The following is a 23026-nucleotide window of genomic DNA, read 5'->3' as shown; positions in this document are numbered from 1 at the left end:
TCCGTATAATAGTTGAAAATAACGTTTGTCATTGGTGAATTTTAGCCGATGAACAGACGGTCAATAGGTTCCTTTAACGTTGTCCCGTGAGGCAACTAAGGGTGCACCCTCCGGCAGATGCTGGGCTAAGTCTAGGCTTGAAGTGGGCGCGCACGTTTCCTTACGGGAGACGGGCGCGCTTTTTCTATCTCACGACTGGAGGTCTTTGTTTATGAAAGAAGCACCATCACGCTACCGCAATCCGGATGCCCTGATCGACATCTGGGAACGGCCGAGCTGGGGAAAATGGTTCGGGTTGTCGCTCCAACATTTATTTTCGATGTTTGGGTCAACGGTGTTAGTTCCCATTTTGGTGGGCTTAAATCCCGGCATCGCGTTGTTTAGTTCTGGTGTGGGAACCTTGATGTACATATTGATCACGCGCGGAAAGATTCCGGCGTACATGGGGTCCAGCTTTTCCTTTATCGTGCCGATGGTGGCTTTAATGAAGACGACCGGGTATCCGGGCATCGCCCAAGGAACGCTGGCGGTTGGGGCGGTGTATTTGATTGTTGCCTTGATTGTGGCGCTGGTCGGGTCGGACTGGATCAACAAGGCCTTACCCCCAATCGTCGTGGGGCCAATGGTCATGGTGATTGGTCTTTCGTTGGCGGGGAGTGCTGCTCAGAAGGCCACGGTGGACAGTCAGGGAACCTATCACTGGCAATTCTTCGCAGTCGCCATGGCAACGCTGCTCCTGACGGTTGGGTTTAACCTGTATTTGCGCGGCTTTCTGTCACTGGTGCCGATTCTACTGGGCATCGTTGCGGGTTATTTGATTGCAGCTCTAGCAGGACTGGTCGATTTCAAGCCGGTCATGACGGCGGCGTGGTTCTCACTGCCCAACTTTGAAGTGCCAATTCTCAGTTATCCGCTCCACTTCTATTGGGGGGCCATCGTCAGTCTTGCACCGATTGCGTTTGTCACGATGACCGAGCATATTGGCCACATCACGGTGCTAAATGAGCTGACGCACCGTAACTTCTTCGAAGACCCCGGCCTGCACCACACACTGGCGGGGGATGGGCTAGCATCGATCATCGCGAGTTTTGTCGGTGGTCCACCGGTAACGTCCTACGGTGAAAATGTGGGTGTGCTGGCGATTACGCGGGTTCATAGTGTTTACGTCTTGATTGGGGCGGCGGTCTTCGCCATCATCTTTAGTTTCGTGGGTAAGTTAAGCGCCTTGATTGAAAGCATTCCCAACCCCGTTATTGGTGGTATCAGCTTCCTCCTGTTTGGAGTGATTGCGTCGAGTGGGATGCGCATTCTGATTGAAAAACACGTGGACTTTAACAAGAAACGCAACCTGATGATTGCTTCGGCCATCTTGGTTATTGGGATTGGCAACGCCTATCTTAAGGTCGGCCAATACGAGTTCTCCGGGTTAGCGGTCGCCGCCGTGCTAGGAATCGTGTTGAATCTGGTACTGCCGCAGGATGATTAGCTTGATCATCAAGTAGGCACATATTAAAAATAGTCGCTAATCTCGTTGAGATGTTAGCGGCTATTTTTCGTGGTGTATTGTTTAAAACGTGATGGCCCTGCGACAACTGCGTTAGTTAGACACATAACTTATTCGAGTGGCTTGGATATTCTTATTCAGGGAACTGGTTTAAATTGGCCCTTACGAGGTGAACGAAATGAAAGTTTTTACAAACGAACTCATCATCATGTTTCGATATTTTTTGAAGGTTCAGACGACACAATGGGTTTTTCTGGGATATAGTATTTTACTTCCCCTGATAATGATCATACCGAATCTATCAATTGCAACGCATTCAAGTTCAGCGGCAACATTGAATACAATTCTACCTTGGATTGGGTTCTTGACCTTCAGCAATGCCATTACGGCGAATTCTGATGTCGTTACACTGCGAGAACAGGGCTACTTAAAGCAATACAAGACATTGGTGACCTCGCTGTCAGTTTTTACCTTCAGCAAGCAGCTTATCTGGTTTGCTATGCAATGCGCCGAAATCTTGCTCATTTCGTTGGTATGTGCCATTCTTTATCATATCAATATTGTCTTCGTTTTCGGTACGCTTTTGATTGCAAGTGCCATGACGTACTTTGTTTTAGCCAATATTTTTCAGTTTTTAATTTTACTGCCAATAAATGCTAAAGTATTGGTCGTGGTCAATTACATTTGCTTTGCGATTGCCTTCTTTTTAGCTTTCAGTGCGTCAAAATTCTTCCATCTTCCTTTATGGTCAAATCCCATTAATTTTCTCGTATTCTGTTACCGGTTACTTGTATTGCCAAGGATTTTACCTTCTTTGGGGTATTTGACGGCGCTTATTCTCAGCTTTATCTTCAGTAGATTCATTCTGAGGCTGGTCAATGCGTCGCCAGTGGAAAGAGGCTAAGTCATGGAGCTAAAGGATTACTCATATGCCTATCAACACGAAGCATCATTGGCACTCAACCAAGTTAACTACAAGGTCCGCGAAAATGCCGTTAATTTTGTGATTGGGCCAAATGGGTCTGGCAAGAGTACGCTAATAGATGCGTTGACTTTGAATACGCGGTTAGGCAAGGCAGCGGGCCGAGTCGTTGGTCCCACTAACAATAACTATCTGTATATTACCCAATATTTGCCGTTACTAGGGACCGTTCGTTGTTCCGAAATCACCAGGTTTATTTTAGGCAATGTTTTTTTGAATTCTCACATAGATCTTGGATTCTTGGAGAACAGGGTAGATGAAAGGGTGCTTTCATTTCTCAAACACGTGTGGCATAAAAAGTATAACGACTTATCGGGTGGTGAGGAAAAGCTACTACAGTTGTATTTATTCCTTCAGTCCCAAAAGGAGTTTGTCGTTTTAGACGAACCATCTGCGTATATTGACCGGAGAAATGTGAAGCAACTCTTTGATTTAATCGAAGAAAGACTGAAACAACAAACTTTTTTGATTGTCACCCATGATGTTCGGGATATTCGTCTAGTCCCTGATTCTTTTGTTTCCGTTTTAAATCAGGGAAAGATTGTTTCAGAGCTCAGAGGTCAGGATTTTATTGATAGGGAATTTTCTCAAGAGCTCCCGTTTATATATGACTTTTCGGAGTATTAAATCAATGTGTTAAGCTGTCTAGCCAATCACTAAATTCAGCTAATGATCCAATAGTTGATACTTGGCCGGTTTCAGCTTCTTTTTTGGCGATCGTTGTTTCAGAAAAATCTAAACAGTCTACATCACTATTCGCCGCCTTGGCTAAAGATAAGCGAGTGTATTCGGGAATAGTTAATCCCTGTATTTTTAAATTGTTTTTAGCCCGCGCATAAGTGTCGGATGATACCCGCGTTGAAACGATTTTATTTTTGACATCAGTGCTCATTTAGCTCGCCTCCTAGTTTTTACCATCATACGCCAGAATGATTATTTTCCGGCAATGTTTGCAACTAAAGTTGGACTGACAAGTAGTTGCAAATAGCCCACTCCCTTTGGTATCTGGGAATGGGCTATTTGGTGTTAACTTTTGTGTGTTTCTTACCCAATCGAAAAGTAGCGAAGCACTGCCATCGCCATGATGCCGACCACTACGACCATCAGCAGGCTCTTCGTCAGCACGCCCGCAATGGTTGCTGGAATTGCCGCGAGACAGTTGGCCACGTTGAGAGTCGCTAAGTGTCCCGGGTTGGCGATAAACAGGCTCTGACAGCACAGCGCGGTCATAATGGTGATCGGAACGAAGGACAGAAAGTTGATCAGCCACGCCGGCATGGTCAGCGATTTAACGAAGGCAAATGGTAGGGCCCGCGATATAATCGTGACTAGACCACACCCGAGAATCGTCCAGAGTTCAGTTAAGCTCATCGACATTTTTTCATCTCCATTCCAAAAAGGCAGCCCGTCACGGTGGCGACGAGTAACGCAAAGTTCTGGCTCATGATACCAATCATAAAGTAATAGACTAGGGCCACGAAGAGCATGACCATTAGCTGTAAGGACAAGCCTAAATGACGGTCACTGATCAACTGAAGGTAGACGAGGCCAATGAACATGGCAGTCAGGGCGAAATCAAAGCCGAAACGTTCGGGATTAGTGATCAGACCACCCAAGACCGCCCCCACAATGGTCGCAATGCCCCAAACCAGGTAGGCGACGACGTTTGCGGCGGATTGCCACGCAAAGCTTAATTTGCCATTGGTTTTGTTCTGTTTGTTCATGGCTAATGCAAAGGTTTCGTCCGTGACCAAGGATCCAATTAAAAGGTTGCGGGTCAACGATTCATGCCGGAAATATTGAGCGAGACTGGTACTCATTAAAATCATTCGAGAATTGACCAAGAAAGTCGAAATAAAAATGGCAGAAAGCGGGTCATGTAATAGAAGCATGCTGGTAATAATGAATTGTGCGGACCCGGCGTAGACGATAAATGAGAGGCCGGCAACGACTAATAAACTAAGGTGGCTGGTGTGAGCCACAATGCCGAAAGCCAGGCCCACCCCGATGTAGCCAAAGACCGTGGGGAGGACGTCGTGGACGCCGGCCCTGAAGGTGAGTGAAGGACCCATGACTAACTTCCTTTCTGAATTCTAATTTAGTTTTAACTTCCATTTTAGCCCTGTCGAGGAACGGCGTAAACGTGTAATTTAATTGTAAATTTTGCCATCAAAAATTGTTAAGAGAAAAGGTTGCATTTCGGTAAAGACGGTTGTATGATACTCTCATTGATAAAAGATGAAAGCGAGGGTATGGGCGATGAAGATGAACTTGACTGAACTGGCTGCGGCCGCACACGTCGACGCCAGCAACATTGAAGCTTACGTTAAGAACGGCTTGTTAGGGGAGGCTCACTCTGCAACAGAGTTTGATGAGTCCGATCTGTACTGGATCGATATGATTCAATGTTTTCAGGAAAACGGAACGTCTTTAGACGACTTATCCGGGTTATTGCCACGTTGTCGTAAGGGACAAACGCAATTAACTCAGGTGAACTAGTTAAGGTAATGAATCGGTAAAATGTACCACTAAGCAGCTCGGCGGAAGCTAGTCCGTGAGCTGCTTTTTTAATACAGTTTGACTTCGCCTTACCGGCCGCCAGATATGGGCTGGAACGGTGCGGACGCAACTTGAAGCCTCGAAGAACACGAGTCTACAAGATTGGTCTTCTACTAAGCCGGCAAGGAGCGCCGACCAAGTAGGACGACGCGCCTGAGCCCATATCTGGCGACCTCTCGGCTTACACGGTATTTACAGATTGATTGTAGGAGTCGTTATTGGTTGGACTATCATAACCGCCAGACGTATGGGATGTAGGCCCCCAACGATTGTTACTGTGTAGAACACAATCAGAGCCGGAGGAGGTCAGGGATGTAGCCAGCCGTGGTAATCCTGTTAGCTGGCCGCTGGCTAGCTAACAGGATGGGCGACTTTTAAGACACGTGGTTTTCGTGGCTTAAAAACGAGCGAGAAGACTGGTGCTCTTCCAGGCTGAAGCGTCCCCACAGCAGGCGGAATCCCTGGCAACCGGAGCGCGGCAATTCATGCTCAATCACAACAGCTATTCAAACCAAAAAGGGGGATTCACCACACAACATCACGTTGCGGGTGAATCCCCCTTTACGATGGTCGCAGACGCGCTTCGCAGGACGATGTTATCTGTTCTTTTTGATGCAGACTACTTCTTGACCTGGGCAATCAATTGCTTCATTGCTTGGGCTTGGTAGGTAGCGGTTGCTTGTTGGGTAACCTGTTTTTGTTCAGCGGCTGACATGGTTGGATTCTTTTTCATCGCTGCCATGACTTGCTGCTTGACGTAGGCCATTGCAGCGGCCTTTTGCTTAGCTTGGTAGCTCTTAGAACCAGCCAGTTTTTGTAACTTTTTGGCCTGGGCGGCACTTAAGACTGTCCAGTTCTTGTTGATGTAAATCGTGTTGGTTTCCTTCACGTACTTATGACCGTTACCGGAAAGGCCGAACCAGAAACTGCTCATGCCATTCTTGTATTCCCGGTAAACTTTCTTCGTCACAATACGGTTCTCACCCGTCGTCCGTTTGACCACATTTTTGGTAGTGACCTTGGCGGACGTGTGGGTGGCCTTCTTGGCGTTTGCGCTGGTCTTATAAACGTAGACCTGGTGTTTATCCGCCGTACCAATTGGTTGATAAACCATCATGGGCGTCTGCTTAGAAGGCGACGCGGAGTAAATGGTGCGCGATGAAGTGGTTGTGACGTTGTGCATCCCCAGGTGATCATGGTCATTTTTAACCATGAAGAAGATGCTTGCCAATAAGCCAACTACGGCGATCGCGGTCAACGTGTTACTCAGCGGCTTATTTTCAATGTAAACGAAGAAGATGAAGGACAGAACAGCACAGATAATCAGTGAAAAAATAATCATTATGCGGCACCTCCTTGCGTCGTCTTTGCGACTGCAGAATCCTCGTCAGCTAAATGAACGGAGCGGTGGCTGCCCTTCATGAAGAAGGCGACGACCAGGGCAATCACACAGAAGCCAACGGCAATCCAGAAGGCAGCGTGATAACCGGACAAGGTGGCGTTAATGGCACCATTTGCGTAGCTCAGGGGGTTCGTGGTCAAGACGTGCTTAGCAGGCATCTGCCCCTTCGTCACGTTGGTCAGCACACTGATCAGAATCGCAGTCCCGACAGAACTGGCGACTTGCCGTTGCGTGTTGTTAACGGCGGTCCCGTGAGAAATCATGTTCAGTGGTAAGGCGTTCATCCCAGCAGTCGTTGCCGGCATCATGACCATGGCAATCCCGAACATCCGTAAGGCGTAGAGCAAGACGATGTAGACCGTCGACGTGTCCTTCGTGATCCAAACGAAGGGCAAGGTCCCAATCGTCAGGAGGAACATCCCCATGATGGCCAAGCGCTTGGCGCCAAAGCGGTCAAAGGCCCGACCAGTAATGGGACTCATGATCCCCATCATCAAGGCTCCGGCTAACAGCGTCAGTCCTGAGTGGAAAGCAGACATTCCTTTAACCATTTGGAGGTAAAGGGGAATGACCATTTCAACCCCGACCATGGCCATGTTGACCACGGAACTCAGGATGGCGGAAACGGTAAATTCTTTTGATTTGTACACCCGGAAATTCAAGAATGGGTTGTCCATCGTCAGTTGACGCCAAACGAAGAGGCCAACGAAAACAAACCCGATGGCTAACGTAGAAAGCACGAGGGTACTGCCCCAACCGTCATCACCAACGGAGGAGAACCCGTAAAGCATGCTCCCAAAACCAATCGTGGATAAGACCACGGAGATCAGGTCCAAAGGTTCCTTGCGCGTTTCCAGAACACTATGCATGATCCAGAAGCTAGCGATAACCACGACGGCGACGATTGGGATGATCATCCCGAAGAGGTCCCGCCAAGTCCAGTTGTCAATGACCCACCCGGACAAGGTCGGCCCAATGGCAGGTGCCAGACCGATGACGATTCCGGCAAGTCCCATGGCAGTTCCCCGTTTGTTAGCAGGGAAGATGGTCAGCATCAGTGTTTGCAGTAAAGGCATGGAAACCCCGACCCCAACGGCTTGGATTAGCCGACCAATCAGTAACATTGGAAAGCTAATGGCTGACCAACAAAGGACAGTCCCAAGCAAGAAGGTTGACATGGCACCGATGTACAGCCATTTCGAGCTGATGGTACTCAGTAACCAGGCACTAATGGGAATCATGATCCCGTTGACCAGCAAGAACCCAGTGGTTAACCATTGAACGGTTGACGTCGAGACGTCAAAGGCTTTCATCAAGGTTGGGTAGGCGGTACTTAAAATAGTTTGGTTCAAAACCGTACAGAAAGTCCCCACTAATAGGAGAACGACGAGCAGTGTCCGACTGTAGGACTTCCCGTTGGTATCAATTGCAGTTCCCAATATAAATTCCCTCTTTGTCCATAAAATTAATTCTGAAACAACTATACGCAGATTAAACGATTTTGTCAACTAGCTTGACATACCTTTTATTTTATCTATACTAGTTAGAGAAAAGTGAACACGAAGCTTAGAAGAACTAACAAAATTCACAAACGCTTTCATTGTGAGTAAACTGGTATTTAGAGATTTGTTAGTAAAATGGGAGAGGTGGCGGACAGCGGTATGAATGAAGAGCAAAAAGCGCTTTTAAAAAAGATTCCAATTGAGAATTTAATCTTTGGCATTGGGGATGTGGCCGCCGCAACGGGCGTGTCGCAAAGTCAGATTCGGTATTGGGAGAGTAAGGGGTATATTCGCAGTGAGGTCGTTAATGGAAGTAAAAATCGTAAGTTTTCCTATAAGACGGTTATTAAGGTTGAACAGATCAAGAGCTTTCTGGACAATGGCTACACGTTAGTTGGGGCAGCGAAGCAAGCGAAAAGAAGGGACGACTATTTTGACACATTGCGTTCCTTCTTCGAGAACCGTTTCGAGGGGATGACGGTCACGGACGAGCAAGCTGAAATTGACATGGGACCGTTCGATCCAGAACCGGGGAAGCACCTAATCGCACAACGCACGGATAACAAGTGGCAGTTTAAGCTGATTGACGCCATGAATTAGGGCGATTTCGTTGTGTATCGACGGTAACAATGGTAACCTGAAGTCACGGGAGAACTTTTCGTGGTGGGCAGAAAAAACTTTCGATGCCAATCGATCTTCTGGCTGGATTGGTGGTCAATCATGTTGTTGACGTGTTGTGAAACCAGGCGAATAACCAAGAGTAATAGCGCGTTTATCTTGCGCATGGACTACGCTGGCTGATGTCAGCGTAAGCAATCGTGAAACTAAAACGACGTGTTTTTGGAAAATTAAAGTGTTTTGATTTTTCGCTCGCCTGTCACCGCCCCCGTATGATCCACCCCAGTTTAGAAAGTTCTGGGGTGGGTCTTTTTGTGTATAAGAGAGTGGAGCGAGGCGTTTAGGTTCTGAGCATTAACGTCGGCTCAGTGATGACCCCGATTTTGGGTCATTGCTGAACCGGGGTTAAGCGCAGGAACCTGCCTCGTGGAACTCGTTTCGGAAGCCGCCAGGACCAGAGTATAAGCAGATAAAAACCAAGCCAAACGGTCTAAAACAATAGGTAGTTAAAGGCCGAGGTCATCATTGAACCAAGGTTAAGCGCAGGAACCTGCCTCGTGGCGCACGTTTCAAAAGCCGCCAGGACCGGAATATCAGCAGATAAAAGCCAAGCCGAACGGTCTAAACCAGTAAAAATTGAAGGGTCAATGCAATCCGGTACTTATTGGGGTTAAACGGATGGAGCTGTCCTGCGGCGCACGTTTCAGAAGCCGCCAGGACCGGAATATCAGCAGATAAGCACCAAACCAGTCAATCTAAACCAGCGGTAAATTTACCAAAGGAGAATATCACTAAACAGCTATCAAATTGCTCTTGACTTTATATAGATACTTATCTATGCTTTGATACATAGACGAGTATCTATATATTGAGGAGGGAAAATATTGAACTATGCAGCGTATGCTCAAGTCATTAAGGCAATGGCTGATGAAAACCGACTTAAAATTATTGATTTGTTATCCTGTGGGACATTGTGTGCCTGTGAGATTTTAGAGAATTTTGACTTTACGCAGCCAACGCTTTCTCATCATATGAAAGTTCTCCAGACTGCCGGAATTGTCAGCGCTGTTAAGAAGGGGCGTTGGCAGTACTATACACTGCTGCCGGAATTTACAACTGAGTTTCCTGAGTTTATCAAGCAGCTGTTGCGGGACAGTCATGAGTGTGTGTGTCACAGTGATTCGAGTTGTTCTAGGCCTGACTAGACAAATCAAATTACCTTATTATCTAATTTTGATGGAATGGATTCAAATTATAATTTGAAGGTCGTAGGTGGAGTTCTGTGCTAGTTATTTGGTCAAGTTTGATTTTTATTGCGACACTAATATTGGTTATTTGGCAACCGCGGGGATTATCGATTGGGTGGTCTGCCACGGGCGGTGCTATTTTAGCGCTATTGTTTGGCGTTGTTTCGTTTAAGGACGTTGGAACGGTTACTGGGATTGTCTGGAATGCCACATTGTCTTTTGTCGCAATCATTTTGATTTCACTAATTTTAGATCAGATTGGTTTCTTTGAGTGGGCTGCTTTACATATGGCGCGTTTGGCGCACGGCAAAGGGGTAACAATGTTTGTTCTGATTGCTGTTTTGGGGGCTGTGGTGGCCGCCCTCTTTGCTAACGACGGTGCAGCTTTGATTTTAACGCCAATTGTTTTATCGATGGTTCGAGCCTTGAAGTTTGATGATCGAAAAATTCTCCCGTTTATCATAGCGAGTGGATTTATTGCGGATGCAACATCTTTGCCGCTGGTGGTAAGTAACCTAGTGAATATTGTATCGGCAGACTTTTTTGGACTATCATTCTCTGAGTATGCACTGCGAATGTGGTTACCTGATCTTTTTTCTTTAGGGGCAAGCATTCTGATCTTATATTTGTATTTCCGAAAGGCAATCCCAAAGGAGTTTGAAGGGCGGCACCTGCCTGAGCCACAAAGCGTGATTAAGGATTTACGGTTGTTCCATTTGTCATGGGTTGTGTTGGCTACTTTGCTGGTTGGCTACTTTTTGAGTAGTTTTCTGAAGACGCCAGTGTCATTGATTGCGTTACCAATTGCTGCGATTTTCTTAGTCTTAGCGCAACGCAGTCCTCAGATTGATGCCAAGGCTGCCGTTAAGGGCGCCCCATGGAATATTGTGGTGTTTTCCATCGGAATGTACGTCGTGGTATACGGTCTTCAGAACGCCGGGTTAACCAGTATCTTAGCAAGTGCTATCCAACAGATGGCTCATTGGGGAAGGTTAGGCGCTACGTTAGGGATGGGATACTTGGCGGCCTTCCTTTCGTCCGTAATGAATAATATGCCAACAGTTATGATTAATGCGCTATCGATTCAGGACAGTAATACGGTCGGCCTCTTACATAAGAGTTTAGTTCTGGCTAACGTGGTGGGTTCCGATTTAGGACCCAAGATTACACCGATTGGGTCGTTGGCAACGTTAGTTTGGTTACACGTGTTGGATCAGAAGGGAATAAAAATTAAATGGGGGACTTATTTTAAAATTGGAATCACGGTGACGCTACCGGTTCTGCTGGTAACGTTGTTAGGCCTATATCTCTCATTATCTATTTTCCACTAGATTTTAAGATTGAAAGTCGCAAAAGATTAGCCAAACCTGACATAGCAGCGATATTGGTAAAGAATTAGGTGGGCTGGAATCCGGCCAGCAGATAGGGGCTAGAACGGTGAGAACCTGTCGCCGGGTCTTAAAACTCGCGAATGGTTATGTTTGATCTGCTACTGTAAAGAAAAATCGGGTCTGGGATAAAACTCCAGGCCCTTTTTAGCATCCCCAAACTTATATTGCTGAAAACGGGCGACCAATTCTACTTAACATCGATAGCCAAACGATCAGAAACCGGAATTGGTTGGCTATCGACGTTAGTACGCATTGACTAACCACATTTCGTCCTACACTCTTTTTGTTAGATAAATTGTCAATAGTGGAGGTTAAGCACCGGCTGGACGCCCCAACAACTTGTTCACAAACTCACGTATTTTATGAAAACAGCTTAAGAAAATGAATGAAAAATTAGAACTACAGCTACACGCTAACTCCAATGCCAACAAGCTTTCACCACCTTTTCAAAAAAATAATGCAAAAAAGTAATCTATTTCGTTGAAATCTGACGCGAACGTGTTAAGATAACAAAATCGCTTTAAACCAAAAACAAAAAGGATGGTGTTACACATGCTGTTACGACAAGCTACTATGGCTGACTTACCACAAATTGAATCGATTATTCGCGATGGCCGTGAGTTATTGGCGGCCCAAGCAATTGACCAATGGCAAGGGGCGTACCCGAACACGGCGGTCCTAGTCGACGACATTCACCAAGGATGGACGGTCGTCTTGGAAGAAAACAACGAAATTTTGGGGACTGCTGCCATTATTCCGGGGGAGGACCCCACGTATAAACAGATCGATGGCCAGTGGCTGACTGTGCAGGCACCATACCTGGCAATTCACCGTGTAGCAGTGTCGAGTCACCATCGTGGCCGTGGTCTGGCAGGCGAACTGTTCCAACGGTTGTTTGCTCAGATCGACCACGCACAAAACATCGAGAGTATCCGGATCGACACGCATCCACAAAACATGGCAATGCAACACGTGATTAAAAAGAATGGCTTCACCGAAACTGGGATGATCGATTTAGAAGCCGCTGGACTTAAGGGCACCAAAGATTACGCCTACGAACGATTGACTGCCAACGTTAAACCGGCGCATGTCGTTCACACAGAAATTGTGAAATAATCAGGCGTCATGACTTAAGGCCGCTGAATTAAATGCACTACTCATAGTAGGATCGGTTCCGTTTTCACGCGGAGTCGATCCTTTTTGGTGGGTGAAGTGACTGCCTGCGCATAGAAAAAATGTCAGGTTAGCCGGAACCCGACTTTTCATTCCCCCTAAACTCTGCGATAATGGGGGGAGAAGTTAGATGCGGAGGCGGTGTGATTGGAAAAGAGTTTATCCGGTGGTCGGTTCTTACTGGTCACAGTGTTAAATGTTATTATTACGATATTTGAATTATTAGGTGGTTTATTATCAGGTAGTCTGTCGCTGCTGTCGGATGCCTTCCATAACTTGGGGGACGCACTCTCCATTGTGCTGAGCTACGCGGCTCACAGAATTGGTGGCCGCCAGCAGACACGGACCAATACGTTTGGTTACCGGCGGGCGGAAATTTTGGCGGCGCTGTTAAATTCTGGCGTGCTGATTGTGATCTCGCTGATCTTGGCGGGCGAAGCCGTACGACGCTTGTTGCATCCGGAACCGGTCAAAGGGGATATCATGCTGCTGGTCGCAGTCGTGAGTTTTCTGGCCAATCTGTTATCCACGGTCCTCTTGAACCGCGGGTCGAAACACAACCTGAACATTCGGGCGACCTACCTTCATTTATTGAGTGACGCCCTGGCTTCCGTTGGAGTCATTGTGGGGGCTTTACTGATCACCATTTGGCAGGTCAGCTGGGTTGATCCCACGATTACAATTTTAGTTGCGCTGTACATCTGCTACGAGTCGCTACCGATTGTGAAACAGACCTTTGGCATCTTGATGGAGGCCTCACCGGACTTGGACTTTGAGGGCATCGCCAGGGATATCTGTGCCTTGCCCGAGGTGGAAGGGGTCCATCACCTGCACGCTTGGCAGATCGATGAGAACAACATTGTGGTGTCGATGCACGTCAACATGGACAATGTCCCTATCAGCGAGATTGAGCCAATTTACCGGCAGATTGAGGCCTTGCTCTGTCAGAAATACAACGTTAATCACGTCACGATTCAGGCCGAATGTCATCGTGGGGAAGATGAGTCGCTTTTTTATCAGCAAAATGATTGGCGGCACAGCTAATTTAGTCAACCTGGTGATTGACTCCTTTTTCGGGGTATTTTCCGGCTAGTCTGTGGTAAAATTAGAGCATTAAGCAGTAAAAATGTTAATGAAGTTTTGAAACGCTATCGTTGGTTTGGTAGCGGTGAATTGGCAACACACATTCTAGATGAGGTGAACAGTGATGACTCCGATGAAGGAGGATTATTTAAAAATTATTTTTGAGCTGGGTGGTAAGCAGAAAAAGGTTTCCAACAAGCAAATCGCCATCAGCTTAAATATTGCTGCCGGGTCCGTGACCGAAATGGTCAACAAGATGTCGGCGGAAGGACTGGCTGAACACACGCCGTATGCCGGTATTTCGCTCACCAATAAGGGAATTCGGTTGGCGGAAGATTTGGTGCGTAAACACCGGATCTGGGAGGACTTTCTGGTCGAAAAACTCGACTATGATTTACCCGACGTTCATGACGAGGCTGAGGTCTTGGAACACGTGACGAGTGCCAAGTTGGTGAATTCACTGGATGACATGCTGGGTCACCCCACGCACTGTCCTAACGGTGGGGTTATTCCCGATCGCTACGGTCACTATCACGAAGATAGTCACACGGTCTTAAATGAAGCCGAGGACGGTTCAGTGGTGACGGTCGACCGGTTCATTGATAATCATGACCTGTTGACCTACCTGGGCGACCTCAAGCTAGACATTGGGGACCAACTGAAGATTTTGAAGCATGACCCATTTGAGGGTCCCGTGACGGTGCAGAACCTGACGGACGATGCCGAACTCATTGTGAGTTACAAGGCGGCACATTACATTTTTGTCAAATAGATTAAGCTCGGGCACACAATCGAACAATGGTTGTGTGCCTTTATTAGTCTGAGAATTTCCGGTCGATTATTTTAATTTTGATAGGAACACTGATTTTGTATTTTCCCGGTGAGTGAAGTGCCGTATAATGATAAAAAAGTGTGGTCTGTCCGGGAGGCCATGCCGTTGCTGAGAGAAGGGAAAGACGGGATGAGTAGTCAGAAGAAACGGGATCAGCTGATCCTCCACACGGCGCTCACTGCTGGCCGGATCATGATTGAAAATGGATCGGAAATTGAGCGGGTCGAGGATACTATGACGCGAATCGCCCACAATGCGGGGGCCCAGACAAGTCAACTATTTGTGATGATCACGGGAATCTTGATGGCCATCAATGGCGAGGTCGGCGCGCAGATCGAACCGGTCAAGCGGCGAACGTTCGACCTGGAAAAAATCGCGGTGGTCAATGACCTGTCGCGGCAATATGCGGACCATAAGATTGACCTGCAACAGTTTTCGAATCGCTTAGACCACTTGGACAGCGTTAGTCGCTACTTCCCATTTTGGCTACAGCTGTTGGCCGCCGCGTTGGTCAGTGGGCCACTAGAGGTCGTTTTCCGGCACAATTTGCCAGACTTCTGGATCACCTGTGTGGTGGGGATGCTGGGCTGGCTGGTGTACTATCTATTGAGCAAGTTTATCCAGATTCGTTTCTTGTCGGAATTCGCCGCAGCCGCCGCAATTGGCGTGTTGGCGGTTCTGGGGGTCCACATGGGGCTTGGTAACAGTGTCGATGACATCATCATTGGGAGCGTCATGCCACTGGTGCCGGGGGTCCCGATTACCAACTCGGTCAGAGATATTTTAGCGGGTAATTTGGTTAGTGGACCGGCGCGGGGTGTGGAAGCCCTAGTGAGTGCGGCGGCCATCGGCTTTGGCATCGCCATGATTTTACAATTCATGTAGGGAGGCGACGCGGATGACGGTCGTACAATTTTTAGTGGAGGTCGCGGGAACCTATGTGGCCACGCTGGCCTTTGGTATTCTGATCAACATTCCCCGGCGGGCGTTAAACGTTGGTGGGTGGATCGGCGTGCTGGGCTACCTTCTGTATCGCTTCACGGTGCTCGGAGGCGGTGGCTATGTCGTTGGTAATTTGCTGGGCGCGGTCGCGATTGGGGTCGCGTCACTGCAGGCGGCTAAATTTAAGAAGATGCCGATGATTCTCTTTAATATTCCAGCGATTGTGCCCCTGGTGCCCGGTGGTCAGGCCTATCAAATGGTCAAGAACTTTGCGTTGGGTCAGAACGATACGGCGTTTAACTACCTGTTACAGGTCGTGATGATCTCGGGAGCTATTGCCTTTGGGTTCTTGCTGTCAGAGGTAGTCAACCGGGTACAGCGACGGGTTTGGCGGCACCGACGGTAGTCTTTAGGAAATTCTTAAGGCTGGGGAACCTAGCAATCTGGGAGTGGGGTGGTATACTCATTGCTAGGGGTTTTCCCAGAATCAGGTCTGATGAAAGGAATTAAAATCATGATGTTATTCAATCGGGACCGTGACCGGCCGTGGAAGTTTGGCCTAGCAACGGTACTGTTTTTAATTGTTGCATTTTACATACAAGCGCAGAATGCCTACGTGGAGTTCTTAGATTCGTCGATTGTTGACGTGATTCAAAAGAATCAGCCAGAGTGGAAGACATTACTTTACCGGGGCGTGACGAGTCTCGCAGAGCCAAAATTAGCTATTATTTGGGTGTTGATTCTCGCATTCCTGCTGTGGGGCTTCAAGTTCAAGATTCCTGCCCTGTGGTGCCTGACCACACTAGCTGGTGGGGATGTCATTGCCGCATTGGTTAAAAATGTGGTTAAGCGTGCCCGGCCCACAGCCCACTTAGCTATTGACGATGGCTATAGTTTCCCGAGTGGACATGTTTTTGGGACATTTCTCTTGGTGGCCATGATCTGGTTGATCTTGATTCCAATGATCAGTGCCAGCTGGAAGGCCTGGATCGTCCGCGTTATCTTAATCATTTGGATGGGGCTAGTGATGATCTCACGGGTCTACCTCAACGCGCACTTCCCAACCGATACGATTGGGGCGGTCCTATTAGCTTACTTATGGCTACAGATTGCGCAAGGTATCTACATCAGATTGGCACCAGTCATGCAGGGCTGGCCATTCTTAAAGAAGTCAGAAATTTAAGGTCTAAAAAAGGCATGTGCTATTCCGATTAAGGGAAGGGCGCATGTCTTTTGGTTTGGAATTAAGTTTTCATAGTCTGAGTAAAAAAGGCTCTCGCTAACTTTAGATGAGTTCTGCAAGTTAGGACTGACCTATACGGTAAAGGCTAGCTTTGAGAATAACCATGTTGCGGGAAAAATCTAACTTAGCCGGAGGAAGCTGGGGATGGAGCCAGCCGTGGAAATCGTGGTAGCTGTCAGCTACCACGATGGGCGACTTTTAAGACGCGTGATCTTGCGGCTTAAAAGCGAGCGAGAAGACTGGTGGTCTTCCAGGCTGAAGCGTCCCCCCAGCAGGCGCAATCCCCAGCAGCCGCAGTGCGACCAGTTAGAGCCAATTTACCAACTATTTTAGTTCGGCTAGCCATTCGGTGGCGAGGTCTAGCCAGTGGGCGACGTGGGGCAAGTCGGTCCCTTCCCGCCAAGCCGTCACATCGTTGGCCAAAGCCAATCCGTGTGGCCCAGCATGGAACATGTGGAGTTCCGTGTCGACGTTGTGGGCAAGTGAAGCCTGAACGTAAGCGAGCGCGTTTTGCACGGGAACCAGCGGATCGGCGGCCGTGACCCAGACGAAGGTTGGTACGTTGTCATCGGTGACCAGTTTGTCGGCGGCAATTTTAGCCGAGTCGTCGGTCCATTCGGCGAGAGTCGTATCATCGTTAGGAAAACCGGCAGCCGGTGTAATGACCGGGTAGCCCAGAATAATGGCGTGTGGCTTGATCTGTGCCGGCGTCGTGTCGGCTAGCTGATTGAACTGGGGGTCGTTCCAAGAGTCGTTGAAGAGCGCGACGATGTGACCACCAACGGAGAATCCGGCAACGGTAATGTTAGCCGAATCAATTTGCCAATCCTTAGCGTTGGCCCGAATCAGTGCCAGGCTTTTTGCAAGCTCAACGACCGGCGTCGGCAGAAGGGGCTGACATTCTCCAGTGAACGAGTAGCGAAGAAAGAAAGCCTGGTAGCCCTTGGCGAACCAAGCCAGGGCCAAATCTTCCGCTTGTTGCTCGGGGATATGCGTGTACGAGCCGCCAGGAACGATGACCATGGCCGGATAAGTGGCCGTGTCGTCGTGCGGATGACGCAGGTAGCCTTGTAGATAGGCAGCAGAATCGTTAGCGAGTGCTTGAGTGATAATTTTCAAGTGTGAAACCTCCCGATAAGCTATAATAGGTTCATTGTACCACGTGTGAGGCAAAATGCTTTTGAGCGAAACATCAATTTAGCACCGTTTGAAAAGAGGAATAGGAATGCAAAATGTGATTGAAACATCGCGGTTGCGGTTACGGCCGTTGACGGAAAGCGACCTGCCAGATTACCAGCGGTTAATGATGATGCCGGTCTTGAATGAGGCCAACGGTGGCAACGTGACCCCCACGCCGGCTGACGTTGCCCAGTGGTTGACGGCGGATCGCCAAAGCCCGTATGCATTTGCCATCGAGGAACGGGCCACGTCACGCTTCATGGGTGTGGTCCTGTACTACGCGCATGATTTGGCGGCAAGCAAACCGGAGTATGACATTGGTTACTTCTTAGACCCGGTGGATTGGGGTCAGGGAATCATGCCCGAGGCTATTCAAGCGAGTCTAAAATTGGTCAGTCAATCCCAGGCAACGGAACAGATTGTCTGGGCAACCTGCCTACTAGAAAATGAACGGTCACGCCGCGTCTTAGAAAAATTAGACTTTGAAACGGTTGACGACCACTTCATGGCGCCGGGTGGTGCGGGATTAACGCCAGTTCCACAGTACCTATTCCGACTGGTGGTTGAACCAGCGTAGGGGACTAACTCAACTGGTGGAATGCCAAGAGGGGGGCTCTGAGTGATCATGGCTCGAGGAGGCATTTCAGTTTTCGTATGGTTAGCGTCACTAGATGACTAATAGTAAGTTTAGAGTCCATTCGATATTGTCATGGTTCGTGGTATCTCTATGAGAAAACCAGTTGAGTAACGCACATCATATTGGTGGCCCATGTGAGCCGAAGGAGGCCAGGGATGGAGCCAGCCGTGACAAGGATGTTAGGTCGATGGGCTTTCGACCTTACAGACTGGGACGTCTTGGAGACCCGCGGTCTGTGCGGGGCTTCAAGACGAGTTGGAAGCCCGTTTCTGGGCTGGAAACGGTCCCCATGGCAGGCGGAATCCCTGGCAGCCGCAGGCGGTTCAATTTGGCTAATCCGTAAGATTAATTAAACATGAGTGAAAATAATTGATTTTAATTGCAATTTAATCTTGCAATCTGAAAAAGACATGAGTATACTACGTTATATCGAATAGAAGAGGCGCGACCAACAAGAGTCGCTTTCCCAAGATGGGTCACATCGGTGCGGGAAAGTTAAAGGGGCGGTCGCCGAAACTTGTACGTGAGGACATAGCGGACAGGTTGGGTCCTGGTTCAACAGATCAGGGACTGTCGCAGCCAAATATGGGTTGCGGGGCGCTTTCAACGATATTGACTTGGAATAATGAATTTTCCAATCTCTTTCGCGGGCTTTTATTGCGAAGGAGATTTTTTAGTTCACTGGGTCGTTTCGAGGAAGTCCTTCTAAAATAAGAAGGAGGAAACATTTATGGAACAGAGTATGACAAACGCAACAACCAGCGAGGCCTCTGATCAGGTTAAGCGGGGACTTAAGACGCGACACGTTTCAATGATCGCGTTAGGTGGCTGTATTGGGACGGGGTTATTCGTCGCTAGTGGGTCGGCAATTTCAACTGCCGGGCCTGGTGGTGCGCTGACTGCTTACGTTGCCATGGGGCTGATGGTTTACTTCCTGATGACCAGTTTAGGTGAAATGGCCACGAACATGCCAATCTCCGGGTCATTTGCCGCTTACTCCGCGAAGTACGTTGATCCAGCGTTAGGGTTTGCCATGGGCTGGAACTACTGGTTTAACTGGGCAATCACCGTGGCCGTTGATATTTCAACCGCTGCTTTGGTCATGAAGTTCTGGTTACCCGGCGTTCCCGGTTGGATCTGGAGTGCCGTTGCGTTAGGAATCGTCTTCTTGATCAACGCTTTAGCCGTTCAAGCTTTCGGGGAAACCGAATTCTGGATGTCTTTGATCAAGGTTGTGACGATCTTCGTCTTCTTAGCCGTTGGGTTAATGGTCATCGTGGGTATCATGGGTGGTCACGCCACTGGCTTGGAAAACTTTACTTACAAGAAGGCCCCCTTCGTTGGTGGCTTCCCCGCAATCCTGAGTGTCTTCGTGGTTGCTGGGTTCTCGTTCCAAGGAACTGAATTGGTTGGGATTACTGCTGGTGAATCTGAAGATCCAGCACACAGTGTTCCCAAGGCCATCAATTCCGTATTCTGGCGGATTATCTTATTCTACATTTTAGCTATTTTTGTTATCGCCGCCGTATTGCCTTACACCAGTAAGGATCTGTTGGGTTCTTCTGCTAGTGACATTGCCATCAGTCCCTTCACGTTGGTCTTCCAGCGTGCCGGCTTGGCCGCTGCCGCTAGTGTCATGAACGCCGTTATCTTGACGTCAGTTATTTCCGCTGCCAACTCTGGGATGTACGCTTCTACGCGGATGCTGTACTCCCTGTCTAAGGAAGGCTACGCACCACAACTGTTCGAACGGACGGGAAAGAACGGGATTCCTTACCCAGCCCTGTTTGCCACGACGATTGTTGCTGCCTTGACCTTTGTCAGCAGTATTGCCGGTCCAGAAATCTACATGTGGTTAGTGGCTGCTAGTGGGTTGACTGGATTCATCGCTTGGTTCGGGATCGCATTATCCCACTACCGTTTCCGTCGGGCATTCATCAAGCAGGGTCACAAGTTATCCGAATTGAGTTACCATGCAAAGTGGTTCCCAATTGGACCTATCTTAGCATTGATCTTGTGTGTGGCGGTTATCGTGGGTCAAGATCCACAATCCTTCTTCTCCGGTAACTGGGAACAAGTGCTGATCACTTACATCAGTGTGCCATTAGTCTTGATCCTTTACGTGGGTTACAAGATCAAGAAGCACACGAAGTTAATTCCGCTCAGTGAAGTTGACGTGTCACCAGTCCACAAGGACGGCACGTTAAAGGAAGCTAAGACGGCTGCAAACGATTAATCGGGTCTTTTGAAATAAAACGTGTGGGCACACGAAAAATTTAAATAAATTGAAGCGGCGACTGGTCGGGGAAATCCCCACTGGGCGCCGCTTCTTGTCCGTCAACAACCCAAATCACGAAAACCGGCCAGGCCGAATTTAGGACAACATATTGTCTTTTGTGAGTGAGGTTGGTACAATATGTGGTGTTGAATTTTTTCGGGCCCAGTCGTGAGTTGAATGGACTAGTAGGAACCATTAAAACAGTTGTGGTGTCGGGATAACCGGCACGTCGTTATTTAAAGGAGAGATTGCATGCTTGTATTATCCGGAACCATTGGCGCCGGCAAAACGAGTCTGACCACTTTGTTAGCCGAACATTTACACAAACCAGCTTTTTACGAATCAGTCGATGACAATAAAATTTTGCCGTTGTTCTACCAAAATCCTCAAAAGTATGCCTTCTTATTACAAATCTACTTTTTAAACAAGCGTTTGGACAGCATCAAGGCCGCTAACGCTGACGATGAAAGTGTCTTGGACCGGTCGATCTTCGAGGACTCTTTACTCTTTCACTTGAACGCCGACTTGGGCCGCGCCACCAGCACGGAAGTTGATATCTACGACTCCCTGTTGGCCAACATGATGCAAGAATTGCCCGATGCTACGCACAAGAAGAACCCAGACTTATTGATCCACATCAACATCTCCTTTGAAACGATGTTGGAACGGATCCAGAAACGTGGCCGTTCATACGAACAGATCGACCATGATCCAAGTCTGTACGAATACTACCAACAACTCGATCAACGCTACGTGAACTGGTACAACGCCTACGACAAGTCACCTAAGATGCAGATCGATGGTGACAAGTTGGACTTTGTTGAAAATCCAGCTGCCCGGGACGAAGTTTTACATTTGATCGATGAAAAGATTGCGTCACTTTAGTCGTTGTCAACGCCGTGAAAATGCGGTATGATATGACCAATTAGTAAACACGTGAGGTGCCTATTCAGTAGACGGCCAGAGAAGCGGGGAAAGCTGCAAACCGCGACGTCGAACATTCCAGCACTAAAGAAGTGGGCGGGTAATGCCGCACGGTGCAAACCGTTATCATGTTCAAGGGTGTAACTGGGCGATCAGTTACGAACTTGGGTGGTACCGCGAAGGTCTTCGTCCCATGTGACGGAGGCTTTTTTTGTATCATCCGTGAAATCGAAGGGAGAAACAGAACTATGTTAGATTTGAAGTTGATTCGTAATGAACCAGATTTTATTAAGGAAAAGTTAGCGACACGGGGAGTCGATCCAGCCGACATCGACAGCCTGTTAGCCTTAGACAAGCAACGGCGTGACCTGATCGTGAAGAGTGAAAATATGAAGGCCCAACGCAACACGGTGTCCGATGAAATTTCACAGTTGAAGCGCGACAAGAAGGACGCCGATGATAAGATTACCGAAATGCGTCAGGTGAGCGCCGACATCAAGAAGATCGACACGGAACTCGACACGTTAAAGGAACAAGTCCACGATGCAGCGGCACACCTGCCAAACATTCCTAACGACAACGTTCCCGTTGGCTTGACTGAAGATGGTAGCGTGGAGATCCGTAAGTGGGGCGAAAAGCCTAACATGGACTTTACGCCTAAGGCCCACTATGACTTGGGTGAAGACCTGGGCATCTTGGACTTTGAGGCCGGAGCCAAGGTTTCTGGTAGCCGTTACCTCTATTACCTAGGCTTGGGGGCCCGTTTGGAACGAGCCGTGTACAACTTCTTCTTGGATGAAAACACTAAGGCTGGTTTCAAGGAAGTTCTGCCACCTTACATCGTCAACGACGACTCCATGTACGGCACTGGCCAATTCCCTAAGTTCAAGCAAGACGTTTACCAATTACGCGACGAAGACATGACGTTGATTCCAACGGCCGAAGTGCCATTGGTCAACTACTACCGTGACGAAGTGATCCCAGAAGAGGACCTGCCAGTTTGGTTCACGGCCTTAACGCCAGCATTCCGGTCAGAAGCCGGTAGTGCCGGTCGCGATACCCGTGGCTTGATTCGTTTACACCAATTTAACAAGGTTGAAATGGTCAAGTTCTGTAAGCCAGAAAACTCATGGGATGAACTTGAAGCGTTGACTAAGCACGCTGAGGACCTCTTACAGAAGTTAGGCCTGGCTTACCACGTGATTACCCTGACCACGAGTGATATGAGCTTTACGGCCGCAATGACGCACGATTTGGAAGTCTGGTTCCCAGAACAAAACACCTACCGTGAAATCTCTAGCTGTTCTAACACCACGGACTTCCAGGCTCGGCGGGCACACATCCAGTACCGTGACGACAATGGTAAGCTCCAATACGTCCACGCACTGAATGGTTCTGGTTTGGCTGTTGGCCGGACCGTCGCTGCTATCTTGGAAAACTACCAAAACGCAGACGGCACCGTTACCATCCCAGAAGTCTTGGTTCCTTACATGGGCGGCGTCACGAAGATCACCAAGTAAGTTAAAATTG

At 48.3% G+C, this 23026-nt stretch carries 23 protein-coding genes and 1 riboswitch; of the genes, 17 read left to right on the top strand and 6 right to left on the bottom strand.

The features are described from left to right. The first annotated feature begins 211 nt into the window (after positions 1-211). The 3 genes from FC99_RS11710 to FC99_RS11700 all read left to right on the top strand — a co-directional run bounded on the left by FC99_RS11710 (position 212) and on the right by FC99_RS11700 (position 3113). On the top strand, positions 212-1486 hold the full coding sequence (locus FC99_RS11710; protein WP_048735389.1) for a uracil-xanthine permease family protein: 1275 nt from the start codon (positions 212-214) through the stop codon (positions 1484-1486). Between the two features lie 196 nt (positions 1487-1682). Continuing rightward, positions 1683-2408: a hypothetical protein gene (locus tag FC99_RS11705; RefSeq protein ID WP_048735392.1), complete on the top strand. Its 726-nt coding sequence runs from the start codon at positions 1683-1685 to the stop codon at positions 2406-2408. A 3-nt stretch (positions 2409-2411) separates the two neighbouring features. Beyond that, positions 2412-3113 carry an ATP-binding cassette domain-containing protein gene (locus FC99_RS11700; protein ID WP_048735394.1) on the top strand — a complete coding sequence of 234 codons (702 nt, stop codon included), beginning with the start codon at positions 2412-2414 and terminating at the stop codon, positions 3111-3113. Position 3114: 1 nt separating this feature from the next. Here the strand turns inward: FC99_RS11700 and FC99_RS11695 are convergent, their stop codons facing one another. The 3 genes from FC99_RS11695 to FC99_RS11685 form a co-directional block, all read right to left on the bottom strand. Further along, complete coding sequence (locus tag FC99_RS11695) at positions 3115-3378, bottom strand: RelB (RefSeq protein ID WP_048735397.1); 264 nt, start codon at positions 3376-3378, stop codon at positions 3115-3117. Positions 3379-3530: 152 nt separating this feature from the next. Continuing rightward, the gene (locus FC99_RS11690) at positions 3531-3863 is read right to left on the bottom strand and encodes an AzlD domain-containing protein (protein WP_048735399.1); all 333 of its coding nucleotides are present in this window, start codon (positions 3861-3863) and stop codon (positions 3531-3533) included. After that, complete coding sequence (locus FC99_RS11685; RefSeq protein ID WP_048735402.1) at positions 3854-4558, bottom strand: AzlC family ABC transporter permease; 705 nt, start codon at positions 4556-4558, stop codon at positions 3854-3856. The genes FC99_RS11690 and FC99_RS11685 overlap by 10 nt, the downstream gene beginning before the upstream one ends. A 187-nt stretch (positions 4559-4745) precedes the next feature. Between FC99_RS11685 and FC99_RS11680 the strand changes: the two genes are divergently transcribed. Further along, the gene (locus FC99_RS11680) at positions 4746-4985 is read left to right on the top strand and encodes a helix-turn-helix domain-containing protein (RefSeq protein ID WP_048735403.1); all 240 of its coding nucleotides are present in this window, start codon (positions 4746-4748) and stop codon (positions 4983-4985) included. Positions 4986-5664: 679 nt separating this feature from the next. Here the strand turns inward: FC99_RS11680 and FC99_RS11675 are convergent. After that, positions 5665-6387 (bottom strand): DUF4811 domain-containing protein, encoded by a 723-nt coding sequence (locus tag FC99_RS11675; protein WP_048735405.1) that lies wholly within the window; start codon positions 6385-6387, stop codon positions 5665-5667. Further along, positions 6387-7886 carry an MDR family MFS transporter gene (locus FC99_RS11670; protein WP_048735407.1) on the bottom strand — a complete coding sequence of 500 codons (1500 nt, stop codon included), beginning with the start codon at positions 7884-7886 and terminating at the stop codon, positions 6387-6389. Before FC99_RS11670 ends, FC99_RS11675 begins: the two co-directional genes overlap by 1 nt. 222 nt (positions 7887-8108) lie before the next feature. On the opposite strand from FC99_RS11670, the gene FC99_RS11665 reads away from it, so the two are divergent. From FC99_RS11665 to FC99_RS11625, 9 genes are all read left to right on the top strand, one after another. After that, a complete protein-coding gene (locus FC99_RS11665; RefSeq protein WP_048735410.1) occupies positions 8109-8549 on the top strand; it encodes a MerR family transcriptional regulator in 441 nt (146 codons plus the stop codon). A gap of 902 nt (positions 8550-9451) precedes the next feature. Next, positions 9452-9772: an ArsR/SmtB family transcription factor gene (locus tag FC99_RS11660; RefSeq protein ID WP_048735412.1), complete on the top strand. Its 321-nt coding sequence runs from the start codon at positions 9452-9454 to the stop codon at positions 9770-9772. A gap of 77 nt (positions 9773-9849) precedes the next feature. Continuing rightward, entirely contained in the window at positions 9850-11145 is a 1296-nt protein-coding gene (locus FC99_RS11655) for an arsenic transporter (RefSeq protein ID WP_048735415.1), read from the top strand. A 612-nt stretch (positions 11146-11757) separates the two neighbouring features. After that, the gene (locus FC99_RS11650; protein WP_048735419.1) at positions 11758-12321 is read left to right on the top strand and encodes a GNAT family N-acetyltransferase; all 564 of its coding nucleotides are present in this window, start codon (positions 11758-11760) and stop codon (positions 12319-12321) included. A 204-nt stretch (positions 12322-12525) separates the two neighbouring features. Beyond that, positions 12526-13422: a cation diffusion facilitator family transporter gene (locus FC99_RS11645; RefSeq protein WP_048735422.1), complete on the top strand. Its 897-nt coding sequence runs from the start codon at positions 12526-12528 to the stop codon at positions 13420-13422. 163 nt (positions 13423-13585) lie between these two features. Next, positions 13586-14233 carry a metal-dependent transcriptional regulator gene (locus FC99_RS11640; protein ID WP_048735424.1) on the top strand — a complete coding sequence of 216 codons (648 nt, stop codon included), beginning with the start codon at positions 13586-13588 and terminating at the stop codon, positions 14231-14233. Positions 14234-14392: 159 nt separating this feature from the next. After that, complete coding sequence (locus FC99_RS11635) at positions 14393-15178, top strand: threonine/serine exporter family protein (protein WP_420324053.1); 786 nt, start codon at positions 14393-14395, stop codon at positions 15176-15178. A 13-nt stretch (positions 15179-15191) separates the two neighbouring features. Then, positions 15192-15641 carry a threonine/serine exporter family protein gene (locus tag FC99_RS11630; protein ID WP_048735429.1) on the top strand — a complete coding sequence of 150 codons (450 nt, stop codon included), beginning with the start codon at positions 15192-15194 and terminating at the stop codon, positions 15639-15641. 108 nt (positions 15642-15749) lie between these two features. Beyond that, complete coding sequence (locus tag FC99_RS11625) at positions 15750-16418, top strand: phosphatase PAP2 family protein (RefSeq protein ID WP_048735432.1); 669 nt, start codon at positions 15750-15752, stop codon at positions 16416-16418. Between the two features lie 384 nt (positions 16419-16802). Here the strand turns inward: FC99_RS11625 and FC99_RS11615 are convergent, their stop codons facing one another. Then, positions 16803-17597 (bottom strand): lp_1002 family arylesterase, encoded by a 795-nt coding sequence (locus FC99_RS11615; protein WP_048735437.1) that lies wholly within the window; start codon positions 17595-17597, stop codon positions 16803-16805. Positions 17598-17703: 106 nt separating this feature from the next. On the opposite strand from FC99_RS11615, the gene FC99_RS11610 reads away from it, so the two are divergent. The 4 genes from FC99_RS11610 to serS all read left to right on the top strand — a co-directional run bounded on the left by FC99_RS11610 (position 17704) and on the right by serS (position 23016). Next, positions 17704-18234 carry a GNAT family N-acetyltransferase gene (locus FC99_RS11610; RefSeq protein ID WP_048735440.1) on the top strand — a complete coding sequence of 177 codons (531 nt, stop codon included), beginning with the start codon at positions 17704-17706 and terminating at the stop codon, positions 18232-18234. 489 nt (positions 18235-18723) lie between these two features. Continuing rightward, positions 18724-18905, top strand: a riboswitch (Lysine riboswitch). A 119-nt stretch (positions 18906-19024) separates the two neighbouring features. Next, positions 19025-20530 carry an amino acid permease gene (locus FC99_RS11600; RefSeq protein WP_191979287.1) on the top strand — a complete coding sequence of 502 codons (1506 nt, stop codon included), beginning with the start codon at positions 19025-19027 and terminating at the stop codon, positions 20528-20530. Positions 20531-20824: 294 nt separating this feature from the next. Beyond that, complete coding sequence (locus FC99_RS11595; protein WP_048735445.1) at positions 20825-21457, top strand: deoxynucleoside kinase; 633 nt, start codon at positions 20825-20827, stop codon at positions 21455-21457. A 287-nt stretch (positions 21458-21744) separates the two neighbouring features. Next, entirely contained in the window at positions 21745-23016 is a 1272-nt protein-coding gene (gene serS / locus FC99_RS11590; protein ID WP_048735447.1) for a serine--tRNA ligase, read from the top strand. The last annotated feature ends 10 nt before the right edge of the window (positions 23017-23026 follow it).

This window comes from Levilactobacillus koreensis JCM 16448, assembly GCF_001435525.1.
Classification (GTDB): Bacteria; Bacillota; Bacilli; order Lactobacillales; family Lactobacillaceae; genus Levilactobacillus; species Levilactobacillus koreensis.
Note: the sequence above shows the minus strand (reverse complement) of the source record. Positions and strands in the feature narration are given on the sequence as shown.

Bases quoted from the DNA above. Each gene is read 5' to 3' on its own strand.
- FC99_RS11695 (WP_048735397.1), bottom strand. From the start codon at position 3,378: ATGAGCACTGATGTCAAAAATAAAATCGTTTCAACGCGGGTATCATCC.
- FC99_RS11600 (WP_191979287.1), top strand. From the start codon at position 19,025: ATGGAACAGAGTATGACAAACGCAACAACCAGCGAGGCCTCTGATCAG.
- serS (WP_048735447.1), top strand. From the start codon at position 21,745: ATGTTAGATTTGAAGTTGATTCGTAATGAACCAGATTTTATTAAGGAA.
- FC99_RS11610 (WP_048735440.1), top strand. From the start codon at position 17,704: ATGCAAAATGTGATTGAAACATCGCGGTTGCGGTTACGGCCGTTGACG.
- FC99_RS11690 (WP_048735399.1), bottom strand. From the start codon at position 3,863: ATGTCGATGAGCTTAACTGAACTCTGGACGATTCTCGGGTGTGGTCTA.
- FC99_RS11700 (WP_048735394.1), top strand. From the start codon at position 2,412: ATGGAGCTAAAGGATTACTCATATGCCTATCAACACGAAGCATCATTG.
- FC99_RS11630 (WP_048735429.1), top strand. From the start codon at position 15,192: ATGACGGTCGTACAATTTTTAGTGGAGGTCGCGGGAACCTATGTGGCC.
- FC99_RS11665 (WP_048735410.1), top strand. From the start codon at position 8,109: ATGAATGAAGAGCAAAAAGCGCTTTTAAAAAAGATTCCAATTGAGAAT.
- FC99_RS11635 (WP_420324053.1), top strand. From the start codon at position 14,393: ATGCCGTTGCTGAGAGAAGGGAAAGACGGGATGAGTAGTCAGAAGAAA.
- FC99_RS11685 (WP_048735402.1), bottom strand. From the start codon at position 4,558: ATGGGTCCTTCACTCACCTTCAGGGCCGGCGTCCACGACGTCCTCCCC.
- FC99_RS11675 (WP_048735405.1), bottom strand. From the start codon at position 6,387: ATGATTATTTTTTCACTGATTATCTGTGCTGTTCTGTCCTTCATCTTC.
- FC99_RS11705 (WP_048735392.1), top strand. From the start codon at position 1,683: ATGAAAGTTTTTACAAACGAACTCATCATCATGTTTCGATATTTTTTG.
- FC99_RS11650 (WP_048735419.1), top strand. From the start codon at position 11,758: ATGCTGTTACGACAAGCTACTATGGCTGACTTACCACAAATTGAATCG.
- FC99_RS11640 (WP_048735424.1), top strand. From the start codon at position 13,586: ATGACTCCGATGAAGGAGGATTATTTAAAAATTATTTTTGAGCTGGGT.
- FC99_RS11680 (WP_048735403.1), top strand. From the start codon at position 4,746: ATGAAGATGAACTTGACTGAACTGGCTGCGGCCGCACACGTCGACGCC.
- FC99_RS11595 (WP_048735445.1), top strand. From the start codon at position 20,825: ATGCTTGTATTATCCGGAACCATTGGCGCCGGCAAAACGAGTCTGACC.
- FC99_RS11625 (WP_048735432.1), top strand. From the start codon at position 15,750: ATGATGTTATTCAATCGGGACCGTGACCGGCCGTGGAAGTTTGGCCTA.
- FC99_RS11710 (WP_048735389.1), top strand. From the start codon at position 212: ATGAAAGAAGCACCATCACGCTACCGCAATCCGGATGCCCTGATCGAC.